At 67.2% G+C, this 13,122-nt stretch carries 10 protein-coding genes; 5 read left to right on the top strand and 5 right to left on the bottom strand.

All coding sequences use genetic code 11. From position 1 onward, the window contains the following. Window positions 1-42 precede the first annotated feature (42 nt). The 3 genes from acs (at window position 43) to KF783_RS01935 (ending at window position 4,993) form a co-directional block, all read left to right on the top strand. Window positions 43-1,980 carry an acetate--CoA ligase gene (gene acs / locus KF783_RS01945; RefSeq protein ID WP_294076200.1) on the top strand — a complete coding sequence of 646 codons (1,938 nt, stop codon included), beginning with the start codon at window positions 43-45 and terminating at the stop codon, window positions 1,978-1,980. 162 nt (window positions 1,981-2,142) lie between these two features. Continuing rightward, on the top strand, window positions 2,143-4,176 hold the full coding sequence (locus tag KF783_RS01940; protein WP_294076199.1) for a M13 family metallopeptidase: 2,034 nt from the start codon (window positions 2,143-2,145) through the stop codon (window positions 4,174-4,176). 115 nt (window positions 4,177-4,291) lie between these two features. Next, window positions 4,292-4,993, top strand: coding sequence for a zinc transporter (locus KF783_RS01935; protein ID WP_294076198.1), 702 nt, complete (start codon window positions 4,292-4,294; stop codon window positions 4,991-4,993). Here KF783_RS01935 and KF783_RS01930 read toward each other — a convergent pair whose 3' ends face one another. From KF783_RS01930 to KF783_RS01920, 3 genes are read right to left on the bottom strand one after another with little or no spacing between them, the layout of a single operon-like run. Beyond that, on the bottom strand, window positions 4,994-5,434 hold the full coding sequence (locus tag KF783_RS01930) for a DUF1330 domain-containing protein (protein WP_294076197.1): 441 nt from the start codon (window positions 5,432-5,434) through the stop codon (window positions 4,994-4,996). It lies immediately after the preceding gene. Next, the gene (locus tag KF783_RS01925; RefSeq protein ID WP_294076196.1) at window positions 5,431-6,126 is read right to left on the bottom strand and encodes an NnrU family protein; all 696 of its coding nucleotides are present in this window, start codon (window positions 6,124-6,126) and stop codon (window positions 5,431-5,433) included. Before KF783_RS01925 ends, KF783_RS01930 begins: the two co-directional genes overlap by 4 nt. Before the next feature lie 26 nt (window positions 6,127-6,152). Continuing rightward, complete coding sequence (locus tag KF783_RS01920; protein WP_294076352.1) at window positions 6,153-7,724, bottom strand: peptide MFS transporter; 1,572 nt, start codon at window positions 7,722-7,724, stop codon at window positions 6,153-6,155. A gap of 178 nt (window positions 7,725-7,902) precedes the next feature. Between KF783_RS01920 and KF783_RS01915 the strand changes: the two genes are divergently transcribed. Continuing rightward, on the top strand, window positions 7,903-8,502 hold the full coding sequence (locus KF783_RS01915) for a nitroreductase (RefSeq protein WP_294076195.1): 600 nt from the start codon (window positions 7,903-7,905) through the stop codon (window positions 8,500-8,502). A gap of 52 nt (window positions 8,503-8,554) precedes the next feature. After that, window positions 8,555-8,911 carry a GntR family transcriptional regulator gene (locus KF783_RS01910; protein WP_294076194.1) on the top strand — a complete coding sequence of 119 codons (357 nt, stop codon included), beginning with the start codon at window positions 8,555-8,557 and terminating at the stop codon, window positions 8,909-8,911. Window positions 8,912-8,957: 46 nt separating this feature from the next. On the opposite strand, the gene KF783_RS01905 is transcribed toward KF783_RS01910, so the two are convergent. Then, window positions 8,958-12,266, bottom strand: a complete 3,309-nt coding sequence (locus tag KF783_RS01905; RefSeq protein WP_294076193.1) for a glycosyltransferase — start codon at window positions 12,264-12,266, stop codon at window positions 8,958-8,960. A gap of 90 nt (window positions 12,267-12,356) precedes the next feature. Next, complete coding sequence (locus KF783_RS01900) at window positions 12,357-13,103, bottom strand: alpha/beta fold hydrolase (RefSeq protein WP_294076192.1); 747 nt, start codon at window positions 13,101-13,103, stop codon at window positions 12,357-12,359. Between the last annotated feature and the right edge of the window lie 19 nt (window positions 13,104-13,122).

Below are 13,122 nucleotides of genomic sequence, written 5' to 3'. Positions count from 1 at the left end.
CGTTCGGGCGCCCGTTAAGGTCGTGCGCGAGAGGAGAATCCCGTGTCCGACGACATCTACCCGGTTCCGGAACAATGGGCGCGAGAGGCGCGGATCGACGCCGCCGGCTACGAACAGCTTTATGGTCGATCGATCGCCGATCCGGGCAGCTTCTGGCTGGAACAGGCGCGCCGGCTCGACTGGATCAAGCGGCCCGAACTCGCCGGCGACTGGTCGTTCGACGAGGATGATTTCCACATCAACTGGTTCGCCGACGGCCGGCTGAACGTCGCGGCGAACTGTATCGATCGCCATCTGGCGAGTCGTGGCGGCGATGTCGCGATCATCTGGGAGCCGGACGATCCGACCGAGGAACCGCGTCGCTTCACCTATCTGGAATTGTATCAGAATGTCTGCCGCTTCGCGAACGTGCTGAAGGGGCAGGGCGTTCGCAAGGGCGATCGCGTCACCATCTACATGCCGATGATTCCCGAGGCGGCGTTCGCCATGCTTGCCTGCACGCGGATCGGCGCGATCCATTCGGTGGTGTTCGGCGGCTTTTCGCCCGAGGCTCTGGCCGGCCGGATCACCGATTGTGATTCGAGCGTGGTGGTGACCGCGGACGAGGGGCGTCGTGGCGGCAAGCGCATCGCGCTGAAGGCCAATGTGGACGAGGCCGCGAAGCGCGCGCCGGCGCTTGAGAAGGTGATCGTGGTGCGCGCCACCGGCGGCGACGTCGTGATGCAGGACGGGCGTGACGTCTGGTATGACGAAGCCGTCGCCAGTGTGCCGGCCGACTGCCCTGCCGAACCGATGGGGGCGGAGGATCCGCTGTTCATCCTCTACACCTCGGGATCGACCGGCAAGCCGAAGGGCGTGCTGCACACGACCGGCGGCTATCTGCTCTGGGCCAGCCTGACCCATGAATGGTGTTTCGATTATCGCCCCGGCAATGTCTGGTGGTGCGCCGCCGATATCGGCTGGGTCACCGGCCACAGCTACATCGTCTATGGCCCACTCGCCAACGGTGCGACGACGCTGATGTATGAAGGGCTGCCCAACTGGCCGGATGCCAGCCGCATCTGGCAGGTGGTCGATCGCCACGACGTCCACACCGTGTTCACCGCCCCCACAGCCCTGCGCGCGCTGATGAAGGACGGCGACGACCATGTGAAGCGCACGTCGCGCGCGTCGCTCAAGCTGCTCGGCACGGTCGGCGAGCCGATCAATCCGGAGGCATGGCGCTGGTATCACGACGTGGTGGGAGAGGGGCGCTGTCCGATCGTCGATACCTGGTGGCAGACCGAAACCGGCGCGGCGATGATCGCGCCGATGCCGGGCGCCACCGCGCTGAAGCCTGGATCGGCGACGCGGCCGATGCCCGGCGTCGATCCCCGGCTGGTCGATGAAAAGGGCAATGTCCTGCACGGCGCGACCGAGGGCAACCTGATCATCGCGCGCAGCTGGCCGGGGCAGATGCGGACCGTGTGGAACGATCACGAACGGTTCTTCCAGACCTATTTCACCACCTATCCCGGCACGTATTTCACCGGAGACGGCTGTCGACGGGATGCGGACGGCTATTACTGGATCACCGGCCGGGTGGACGACGTCATCAACGTCTCCGGCCACCGCATGGGAACCGCGGAGGTCGAAAGCGCTCTGGTGCTGCATCCCCGGGTCGCGGAAGCGGCGGTGGTCGGTATGCCGCATGACGTGAAGGGGCAGGGCATCTACGCCTATGTGACGCTCAATGCGGGGTGCGAGGCGAGTGATGCGCTGCGTGCCGATCTCGTCAAATGGGTGCGCAGCGAAATCGGGCCGATCGCTACGCCCGACGCGATCCAGTTCGCGCCGGGCCTGCCCAAGACCCGATCGGGCAAGATCATGCGGCGCATCCTGCGCAAGATCGCCGAGGGCGACGTGTCGAGCCTGGGCGATACCTCCACCCTCGCCGATCCCGCCGTGGTCGATGATCTCGTCGCGAACCGGGTGGGCTGAACCGCGATTCCCGTGGGGACTGGGTCGATGTCGGTCCGGTCCCCGTGCCGGGGCCGGGCATCCCTCGCGCCGCGCCCGAACCCCTCCCGCCGGCCCGTTGCGCGGTTCGATCGCCAGTGTTACATCGAGCCAATACACTTCGAAGCCTGGGGAATCATCACCATGAAGATCAACGTTCTGGCGCGCCTCGCGCTGGGTGTCGCCGCGCTGTCGCTGACCGGACCGGCGCTGTCGCAGGCGGCCGGCCCGCGTTACGGCAAGTTCGGGATCGATCTGACGTCGGAGGACAAGAGCGTGAAGCCCGGCGACGACTTCTGGTCGTATGTCAACGGCAGCTGGGCCAAGAAGGTGGAGATCGCCCCGGACCGCGCATCCGCCGGCTTCGGCACCAAACTGACCGACGAGGCGGAGGTCGCGGTCCACGCGATCCTCAACGACATGGCGAAAAATCCGGCGCAGTTCGGCCTGAAGGGGCAGCAGATCGGCGACCTCTATGCCAGCTGGATGGACGAGGCGGGGATCGAGGCGCGCGGGACCGCGCCGCTCAAGCCGTGGCTGGCCAGGTTCGCCGCGGCCGATGACCGCGAAAAGCTCCAGGCGCTGTTCATGGAGCCGGGGATCGCCTCGCCGGTCGATATCGGCATCATCCCCGACCTGGCCGATCCGACGCAATATACCGCCTTTGCCAGCCAGGGTACGCTGGGCATGGCACGCGATTATTACCTGCTGGAGGGTGAGAAGTACGACGCCTTCCGCAAGGCGTATCGCGCCTATGTCGAACAGATGCTGACGCTTGCCGGCATCGCCGACGCGTCCGCGAAGGCCGACCGGATCGTCGCATTCGAAACCGCGATGGCGAAGGTGCATTGGACCCCGGCGCAGAATCGCGACATCCCGGCGATCTACAAGCCGATGGACCGCGCCGGCATGGCGAAGCTCGCGCCCGAGTTCGACTGGCCGATGATGATGAAGGTCGCGGGTCTCGAATCGATGCCCAAGATGATCATGGGCAACGACACCGCGCTCGCCGCGCTGGGGAAGATGTTCGCCGAGGTGCCGGTATCGACGTGGCAGGACTGGATGGCCTTCCACTTCATCTCGTCCAACGCGCCCTATCTGCCCAGGGCGTTCGACGATGCGGCATTCAATTTCTACCAGAAAACGCTGTCCGGCACCCCGCAGAAGCGCGAGCGGTGGAAGCGCGGCGTGCAGCTCGTCAACGGCGCGCTGGGGGAAGCGGTCGGCGAAATCTACGTCGCCCGCCATTATCCGCCCGAAAGCTCGGCGAAGATGAAGGAGCTGATCGCCGATCTGCGCGCCAGCCTCGACGAACGGCTCAAGGAAAATCAGTGGATGGACCCCGCGACCAAGGCGAAGGCGCTGGCGAAGCTCGCCGCGTTCGATCCGCGCGTCGGCTATCCGGTGAAGTGGATCGACTATTCGAAGATGAAGATCGTGCGCGGCGACATCCTCGCCAACATGGCGAGCGCACGCGAATGGCAGCATCAATATCAGCTCTCGCTGCTCGGCAAGCCGGTCGATCGCGACCTGTGGAGCATGACGCCGCAGACGGTGAACGCCTATTACAACCCGCTCGCCAACCAGATCACCTTCCCCGCGGCGATCCTGCAAGCGCCCTATTTCGACCCGAAGGCGGACCCGGCGGTCAATTACGGCGCGATCGGTGCGATCATCGGCCATGAGATCGGCCATGGCTTTGACGATCAGGGCAGCCAGTTCGGCCCTACCGGCAAGTTCCAGAACTGGTGGACGCCGGAGGCTAAGGCCGCGTTCGGCAAGCGCACGGCGGCGCTGGTCGAACAATATAATGGCTATGAGCCGATTCCGGGGACGAAGATCAACGGCAAGCTCACCCTGGGTGAGAATATCGGCGATCTGGGCGGCATCGAAATGGCCTATGGCGCCTATCAGCGCTATCAGGCCAAGCATGGCAAGGCGCCGGTGATCGGCGGCCTGACCGGCGATCAGCGCTTCTTTCTGTCCTATGCCCAGGCATGGCAGACCAAGGTGCGCGAGGATGCCGAGCGTCAGCGGCTGCTGACCGATCCGCACAGCCCGGCCAAATATCGCGTCAACGGCATCGTCCGCAATGTCGATGCCTGGTACAAGGCGTTCAACGTGAAGCCGGGCGACAAGCTGTATCTGCCGCCCGAACAGCGCGTAAGCATCTGGTAAACCCCGACGTAGGGCCGTGAAACGGGGCCGGTCCGCAAGGGCCGGCCCCTTTTTTGCGAGCCGGGTCGATCCGGTCGCGCAACGAAGCCGCGTGTCATAGGTTGTCCCCGCGATGATGATGACCCTGATCGTTGTAGCGGTGGTCTCCGGCGCGTTGCTGGCCGGCGCGGCATGGGGAATCTACGGCCGGCTGGGACCGCGGCTCGAAGGGTTCCTGATCGCGCTCGCGGGGGGTGCGTTGATCCTCAGCCTCGTGTCCGAACTGATCGAGCCGGCGGCGCGAGAGGTGCCGCTCCACTGGGCGATGGGCGGAGTCGCGATGGGGGCGATCAGCTTCGCGCTGCTCGACTATCTGATCGATGAGGTGTGGGGCGGCGATTCGGGGGGCGGGTTGCTCGCGGCGATCACGCTTGACGGCGTGCCGGAAAACCTGGCCCTGGGCGTGGCGCTGATCGGCGCGGGGCCGATGGCGGTGGCGGCGCTGGCCGGGTCGATCTTCCTCTCCAACCTGCCCGAGGCGGCGGGCGGCGCGCGCGACATGGCGAAGGCGGGGCGGAGCAAGGGGGCGGTGATGCTGCTCTGGACCGCGACCGCCGTGCTGTTGTCGATCGCCGCCATCGTCGGCAATGTCGCGCTGGCCGGGGTCGATCCGGGCGTGCTCGCCGTCATCCGCTGCTTCGCCGCCGGCGCGGTTGTCGCCAGCCTGGCGACCGAGGTGTTTCCCAAGGCCTATCGTGAGGACCATCATCTTGCCGGCATCGCCACCGCGCTCGGCCTGGTGCTCGCGTTCCTGCTCGGCGAGCTGGGGCCGGGCTGATCAGCCGAACTTGACGCCGTTGCCGTCCGATCGTTCGGCGCAGCGGATCAGCCGCGAGGTCAGTACCGCCGCCTGCCGGTTCACCACGGCGGCGCGATAGGCGGGATCGGTCACCATTTCCAGAAAGGCGCCGGCGTGGGGATAGCGGGCGATGAAGGCGGCGTCCCAGCGCTCGTGCGTCGGCCCGGTCAGCACGACCTCGGGCCGCCCGCTCCACAGGATCGTGCCGCCGACCCGTGCGAAGATCGGCCCGCTTTCCTTCGAATAGCGCCGATACGCGTCCGCCCCGCTCAGGTCCTCGACGGCATAGGGATGGCCGTCGGGATAGGCCGCGCGCTCGCGATAGCGAACCAGATTTATCATCAGGATCGGCCGGTCGCGCGGCAGCGCCTTGAACGCGTCGAACTGTTCGCGCGTCGGATCGACATGCGCCTCGCTCATCCGGCGATCCACCGCCACACGCCCGCGTCCCACCCGGCGAGCGGCCGGTGCGCCCAGGTCGCGCCAAGCCATAGCGCGACGCCGGCGAGCGCAGTGAGCGCGCCCGGCCACGCCGCCGCGCCCTGCGCACGGCCATTGGCGATCGCGGCGAACGGCCAGTAGCTGGTCACTGACTGCCACCGTGGCCAGAAATCGGGTTGGGTGCGGCGCTTCTTGCGGTCCTGCAACGCCGCACCGACCAGCGCCAGCACCGCGATCGTCGCCGCCAGCACGATCTGGGCGGGCTGGGGAAAGATCAGGATGTGCGCGATCGCCCACAGGCCGAAGCCCCACATCATCGGGTGGCGGGTGATCGCGAACATCCCGCGCGGGGCGGGGACGGCTTTCGGCCGGCCGGTGGGATCGGGCAGCGCGGGGTTACCCCGCAGCGATCCGACAAACAGCAGCGCGGCAAGCAGGGTGAGCACGCTCGCCAGCGCCCATAGCCCGTCGCCGACCGGCCAGAGCGGCGCGGTGCCGGGCGCCCGGCCATAGGCATGCGCCATCCAGGCCAGCGTGACGATGGCGACCAGCGAATAAAGCCCAAGAAAAGGCCGCTCGCCGATCCGATCGACAAGCGGCTTTCGCAAGGGGTGGGAGAGGAGGAAATGGGTTCCGACAAAGGCCGCGCACGCGACGATCAACAGTCCCATTTCCCCCTCCATTCGATATGGACCGATCAGCGCGTCTCGCCGCCGGTCTCGATCCCCGCAGCCTGTGGCTCGCCCAGCTCGTCCTGGCCGGCAAGCTCCTCGTCATTCGCCAGCGTGTCGAGGTGCATCAGCTTCTTCACCAGCGGCGAAAGCAGCAGCACCACGACCCCCACGCCGACGGTGATCCAGCCAATGCTGTGATAGACCGACAGCGTCGCTTCCTTCGTCATCTCGCCGTCATGGCCGCCGGTCGCCTCGCCGATCTTGCCCGCGACGAAATTGCCAACCGCCGTCATGTAGAACCACGCGCCCATGATGAGCGAGGCGAGATGCTTCGGCGCCAGCCGGTTCATCGCGCTGAGGCCGACCGGCGACAGGCAGAGCTCGCCCGTCGTCTGCAACAGGTAGATGAGGAAGACGAACAGCACGAGCGTCTTGGCCTCCGGACCGACGCCGAACGCGTTGGCGCCCCATACGAAGACCAGGAACGATGCGCCGACCTGAAGCAGCGCGATGCCGAACTTGGCCGGTGCCGACGGTTCCAGATTGCGCTTGCCGAGGAACACCCACAGCCATGCGAAGACCGGCCCGAGCAGGATGATGTAGATCGGATTGATCGACTGGAACAGCGACGCCGGCACCCCGGCGCGGTCGACGAACCGGTCGGTGTAGAGGTTGAGGCTGCCGCCGGCCTGTTCGAACAGGCCCCAGAAGATCGGGTTGAGCGCGATCAGGAAGAGGATCGCGAACATCCGGTCGCGGGCGTGCGGTTCGAGCTTGAAGCTTTCGAACAGCACATAGCCGAGCAGGCCGACACCGGACACGATCAGCAGCGTCTGGATGATGTCCTGATACTGGACCAGCGCCCAGATCACGGCGACCGACGCGAGGCCGACGCCGTAGATCATCATCTCGGTCCCCCTGGCCAGCGCCTTCGGAGCCTCGCCCTTGCCGAGCAGCAGCGGCTTGCCCAGCACGAACACCACGAGGCCCAGGAGCATACCGATGCCCGCGGCACCAAAGCCGTACTGCCAGCCAAAGGTCTCGCCCAGATAGCCGGCCAGGATGGTGCCGATCGCGGCGCCGACGTTGATGCCGATGTAGAAGATCGTATAGGCGCCGTCGCGACGCGTGTCGGTCAGCGGGTAGAGCTGGCCCACGATCACCGAGATATTGGCCTTGAGGAAGCCCGAGCCGACGATGATGAAGGCAAGGGCCGCCCAGAAGACGTTGATCGTGGGGTCGTTCTGTCCCCCCGATCCCTCGAACGCCATCAGGAAATGGCCGGCGGTCAGCAGGACGGCGCCGAACATCGTCGCCTTGCGCTGGCCGAGATAACGGTCCGCGAGCCAGCCGCCGAGCACCGGCGTGATGTACACCAGGCTGGTATAGGCGCCGTAGATCAGTGTCGATTTGCTATCGTCGAACAACCAGTGCTTGGTCAGGTAGAAAATGAGCAGCGCGCGCATTCCGTAATAGGAAAAACGCTCCCACATCTCGGCGAAGAAGAGGATGTACAGCCCCTTTGGATGGCCGAGAATCTCCTTCGACGGGCTGGCGATCGCGATCGCGCCCCCGCCAAGCAGCAGGACGAGCAGCCCCGCCGCGATATAGGCAATGATCTGTGCTTCCACGCGCGAACCCTCTTGTATCTTTTATGGGCGCGGTCCCTGCGCGCCCGTGAAGCGCGGAAGCCTAACGGCGAAATCCCGCGTGCCAAGCAATTTTATGTCCCGCGCCATTGAACCCGGTGACCGGTCTTCCTAGTCGGGGGCGATGTTCAACGATCGCTCCACCCCGCTCTCGCTCCTCGCCACGCGCCGTTCGGCCAAGGCGCGCGATCTTGTCGCGCCGGGACCCGATCCGGCCGAGCTGCGCCACATCGTCGAAATCGCGACGCGCACGCCCGATCACGGAAAGCTGTTCCCGTGGCGATTCGTGATCGTTCCGGACCATCGGCGCGACGCGTTCGCCGCGCTGCTGCGCGATGCGCTGCGCATCGAACGGCCCGGCGCGTCCGCGCGCGACATCGATGCGGTCGTCGATGATTTCGCCTATCAGGCCCCGGCGCTGGTCGTCGTGCTGTCGGCGCCGGTTCATGGTCACAAGATCCCGCTGTGGGAGCAGGAACTGTCCGCCGGCGCGGCGACGATGAACCTGCTGCACGCGGTTCATGCGTCGGGATATGCGGCCGCATGGCTGACCGGCTGGGCGGCGTTCTCGGACATGGTGCGCGCGGGCTTTGCCGGTCCGGAGCGGCGGATCGCGGGGTTCGTCTTCATCGGGACCCCCTCCCGCCCGCTGGAGGAGCGCCCGCGCCCCGATCCCGATGCGGTCATCGCGGACTGGACCGGAAGCGCGCCAGACGGTTTCTGACGATACCTTCTTTGGGCTGGAACTTCATGCTCCCATGCTGTATTAAAGCAGCATGACAGCGCTCGAACATGAGGACAGCCCGGTATATCTGAAGCTGCGTGCGATCATCGCCACGGCGATTCTGCGCGGCGAATATCGGGCCGGGGACCAGTTGCCGTCGGTGCGCGCGCTCGCCGCCGAACATGGTGCGAACCCGCTCACCGTTGCCAAGGCCTATCAGAGCTTTCAGGACGATGGCTATGTCGAGGTCCGTCGCGGCGTCGGCATGTTCGTGCTGCCGGGCGCGGTCGAGCGGCTGAAGATCGCCGAGCGCGACCGTTTCCTGACCGGCTATTGGCCCAAGGTACGCGACCATATCGCGCTGCTGGGCCTGTCCGCGCACGAATTGCTCGACCGCGAAATCGCCTGATCGCTCCGGCACGCGGCGGGACCCCGGCGGTCCCGCCGCGCCGCCGTCATGACGCAGCCGTGGCCACCCGCCCGGTGCGTTCGAGCTTGCCCCAGCCGACGACCCATCCGCCGATCGCCGATCCGATCGCGCGCAGCACCACCCAGTACATGATCTGGCGATAGACCAGCCGCTGCGCGACCAGCAGGTGCGCGGGATAGCGTACCCGATGCCCGTCGAGCCGATAGGCGATCCAGCCGCACAGCACGTCGATCGCGGTGAAGGCCAGCCAGTACAGGCCCATCGTCGCAACATCGCCGCTGGTCTGCGCCCAGCCATGCTGGACGATCCGTACCGCGGTGCCGCCGATCGACAGCAGCAGCGCGAGATCGATCAGCGGAGAGATCGCCGCGAACGCGATCTGGAACAGCCAGGCCTGGGGCAAGCCGACCAGCGCCAGCCCCGACGGCTTGCGCGTGCGCAGGATCGCGCGGTGCTTCCACAGGCACTGGAGCGTACCGAAGGCCCAGCGATAGCGCTGCTTGGCGAGCGCCCTGAAGCTCTCGGGCGCTTCGGTCCAGGCGGTGGCGCGCGGATCATAGGTCACGCGCCACCCCGCGCGCTGGATCGCGATCGTCAGGTCCTGATCCTCCGCCAGCGTGTCTTCGGGATAGCCCCCGACACCGTCGAGCGCCGCCCGTCGCCATGCGCCGACCGCGCCGGGGACCACCGTCATCGCGTCGAACCCGGCAAGCGCCCGCCGCTCCAGATTCTGCGCGGTGATATATTCAACCGCCTGCCAGCGGGTGACGAGGTTGACGCGGTTGCCAACCCGCGCGTCGCCCGCCACCGCGCCGATCCGCGGGTCGGCGAACCAGCGCGCCAGCCGGCGGATCGTCAGCGGTTCGAACTGGGTATCGGCGTCCAGCGCGATGACCACTTCTCCCGTCGCCTGAAGCAGCGCGCGATTGAGCGCCGCCGCCTTGCCGCCATTTTCCAGCGTCAGCAGCGTCACGCGCGGGTCGTCCGCAAAGGCCTCGGCGACGATGCGGCTGGTCCCGTCCTTCGACCCGTCATCCGCGACGATGACCTGAAGCGCGGGATAGTCGCTGGCCAGCACCCGCGCGACCGATGCGGCGATCACCCGTTCCTCGTTATAGGCGGGGATGATCACCGACACGCTGGGTTCGAAGGTCGGCGGCTCGGCGCGGCGGCGGCTGCTCTGGAACCAGGCGAGGCCGGCCATCACCACCGCGCGTGCGATGCCGAGCGCGATCGCGAGATAGAACAGCCAGGCGAGCAGCGCGGCCAGCACGGCCAGCACGATGAAGATGCCGACATCGGCGCGCACCGCCCACAGATCCTCGCTGGCGATCCGGGGCATCGCTTGTTCCGGCGTGACGCCGACCAGGCGGGATACCGGCACGAACCGATATCCCTGCGCCTTCAGCGTTTCGATGATGCGTGGCAGCGCCGCGACCGTCTCTGCACGATCGCCGCCGCCATCGTGAAGCAGGATGACGTTGCCCGAATTACCGGACGCGTCGGGCCTCCCGGCATGTACCCTGGCGATGGTCTGGGCGACGATCGCGTCGGCGCCCGGCCGCTGCCAGTCGCCCGGATCGACGTGCAGGCCGACGACCGTATAGCCCGCCTGTTGCGCGGCGAGCGCCGGCACCAGTTCGTCCAGGCTGGTCGGTTCGGCGTCACCGAAATAGGGCGCGCGGAACAGCGTCATGCGCCGGCCGGTATAGGCCTCCACCAGCCGCTGGGTGGTGTTGAGTTCCAGGCGGGTCTGCGCCGGGCCGGCAAGCGCCAGATTGGGGTGGGTGTAGCTGTGATTGCCGATCTCGTCCCCGTCGGCGACGATGCGGTTGAGCAGGCCGGGATGCTGGAGCGCATTTTCGCCGATCACGAAGAAGGTGGCCGGTACGTGCTCGCGCTCCAGAATGTCGAGGATCTTCGGCGTCCAGCTCGCATCCGGCCCGTCGTCGAATGTGAGCGCGAGCAGCTTCGGGTCCTGCGCTCCGGCGCGATGCACGACGAAGGGGGTCGGAAGTGCGTCGTAACGCTCGTCGCGGATCATGCCTGCGGCGTCCTGCGCGACCCGGCGGCGCCCGTCGGTCGGTGTTGCGGTGATGCGCAGGATCTCGCCATTCCCCTCGACATCGGTGCTGAGCAGCGCGGTGGGCGTCGAAAGGTCCGGCTGACCGCCCGCGCGGAAGGCGTGCAGGTCAGCCCAGAAGCCGGGGTCTTCGCTGCCCAGCCGCCACAACGCGACGTCGCCGACGCCCAGCCGCTTGAGCGCGATCATCTGGTTCCAGCTGGTCGCCGCGTCCATCATCCAGATCGTGTGACGCTGTCCGTCCTCGTCATAGGCGAAACCGGCGTTGCCGCTGGCGCGGTCGAAGGTGATCGCCGCCTGGCTGTCGTGCGCGGCGAGCCAGGCATCCTCGATCGACAGCGCGTCGGTATCGTCGCCGTGCCAGTCATAGCCATAGCTGCCCAGCGCGATCACCAGCTTGTCGCGGCCGACCGCCCGCTGGGCGTGCTCGACCTGATCGACGAACCACTGCTGGGCCGCGATGGGGCCGCTCTCGGCGCCCTGCCAATGCTGGTCATAGGCCATATAGATCAGCTTGTCGGTCACCCGCGCGAGCGACGCGAGCGGCCAGGTCGGATCGTCCGCCGGCGCAGTGATCGCGATTTTCGCCCCGGCCGGCAGCGCCTTGCGCAGGTCGCCCAGAAACCGGACATAGTCGGGCATCGCGCGGGCGGGGAGCGTTTCGAAATCGATCACCAGACCCGCGTCGTGCCGCTGCGCCACCATGCCGCCGAGCCGGGTGGCGAGCGCGCTGCGCGCCGTGCGGTCGTGCAGCAGCGCGGCGGTGCCGGCGCCGTCCCATGACTGGTTGCCGATATTCTGCACCATCGGCAGGACCATCGGTCGATCGCGCATCCCCGCAACCGTGCGGTCGAACTTGCGGTCGTCCAGGACGGTGACCGAATGCGCGGGGCCGGCCACGCTGACCAGCGCCGGGACCGCCCAGTCGAGCGCCGCGCCATGCTGTCGCAACGAGGCGAGGCTGGCGTCGTCGCCGGGCATGTAGAATCCGATCGAAAGCGGACGCGCGGGTGCCGGAGCATGCAGCCGGGGCAGCCAGCCCGCCATGCCGTGTCGCAGCGTGGATGGCGCGAAGCGCGCGGCGTGCGGCGCGGGCAGCGGCATCCGCAGATCCTGACCGCGCGGCACGGCCACCAGCGTGGTGGCAAAGACCACCGCCGCCAGGATGACCGCGCCGATCAACAGCGCGACCATGCGCTTCGACCATCGACTGCGGCGCCCGGTAGGATCGAAGAAGATCGGCTTTTGCATGACGGTTGGTGTTCCAGCGGCCGGGGGTGGCCCGCAATTCCGCTACCAGCCTGGGGTTGGTCCCAGGCTGAGCGGAACCTTAAACTTTCGTCATGTGCGCGGCGCGGCGCGAAGGATCGCGGGGTCGGCACGATTCAGCGCGGCGGCGATCGTCGCGACCAGCAGCCTGTCGTCATTGTGCAGGAAATGCCCGCCGGGCAGGCCGATGATCCGGGCATGTCGCGGGTCGAGCAGTGGGCAAAGGCTGTCCGTTTCCTTGACCCCGTAGATGCAGATCACCGGCGCCCAGTCGAGCGTGCGCAGCGCCGCCGCCGGTTCCGCGTCGGGGGTGCCGTGATAGGTTATCGTGGTGGGATCGGCGCGGAAATAGACCGTGCGCGCCGGCACCACCGCCACGATCGCCGCGACGCGCGGGCGCAGGACGACCGGAATGTCGGGGGCGATGGTCGCGACGATGTCGGAGCCGAAGGACTGGCCGATCAAGACTATTCGCTTCGCGCCGGTCAGGCGCAGCGCGACGCGGATCGAGTCGGCGACGATCGCATCTGCCTGTGCGCGCGTGCGATGGGTTCCGAAATTGACCGGCGAACTGATCGCGACCACCGGCAGACCCGCTTTGGCCAGCGCGGGTGCGACCTTTCTGCCGATGCCGAACCGCATCCCCATGTCGCCCGAGATATAGACGGCGGCGACATCGGGATTGGCGCGCGCGGTTTCGTAGGTGCGGATCGATCGCTGGTCGATCAGGTGCAGGGCGGGGGCGGCCAGCGCCAGAGCGACGAGCGCCGCCGTGACGATGGCGCCGACGATGCCGCGCTTCAGCCAAATGCGGCGCACCGGCCGCCTGAAGAACCTC

It is taken from the genome of Sphingomonas sp., from assembly GCF_019635455.1.
Lineage (GTDB): Bacteria > Pseudomonadota > Alphaproteobacteria > Sphingomonadales > Sphingomonadaceae > Sphingomonas.
This window is presented reverse-complemented; position numbering and strand designations above follow the sequence as displayed.

Bases quoted from the DNA above. Each gene is read 5' to 3' on its own strand.
- KF783_RS01935 (WP_294076198.1), top strand. From the start codon at position 4,292: ATGATGACCCTGATCGTTGTAGCGGTGGTCTCCGGCGCGTTGCTGGCC.
- KF783_RS01905 (WP_294076193.1), bottom strand. From the start codon at position 12,266: ATGCAAAAGCCGATCTTCTTCGATCCTACCGGGCGCCGCAGTCGATGG.
- KF783_RS01910 (WP_294076194.1), top strand. From the start codon at position 8,555: ATGACAGCGCTCGAACATGAGGACAGCCCGGTATATCTGAAGCTGCGT.
- KF783_RS01915 (WP_294076195.1), top strand. From the start codon at position 7,903: ATGTTCAACGATCGCTCCACCCCGCTCTCGCTCCTCGCCACGCGCCGT.
- KF783_RS01940 (WP_294076199.1), top strand. From the start codon at position 2,143: ATGAAGATCAACGTTCTGGCGCGCCTCGCGCTGGGTGTCGCCGCGCTG.
- KF783_RS01925 (WP_294076196.1), bottom strand. From the start codon at position 6,126: ATGGGACTGTTGATCGTCGCGTGCGCGGCCTTTGTCGGAACCCATTTC.
- KF783_RS01930 (WP_294076197.1), bottom strand. From the start codon at position 5,434: ATGAGCGAGGCGCATGTCGATCCGACGCGCGAACAGTTCGACGCGTTC.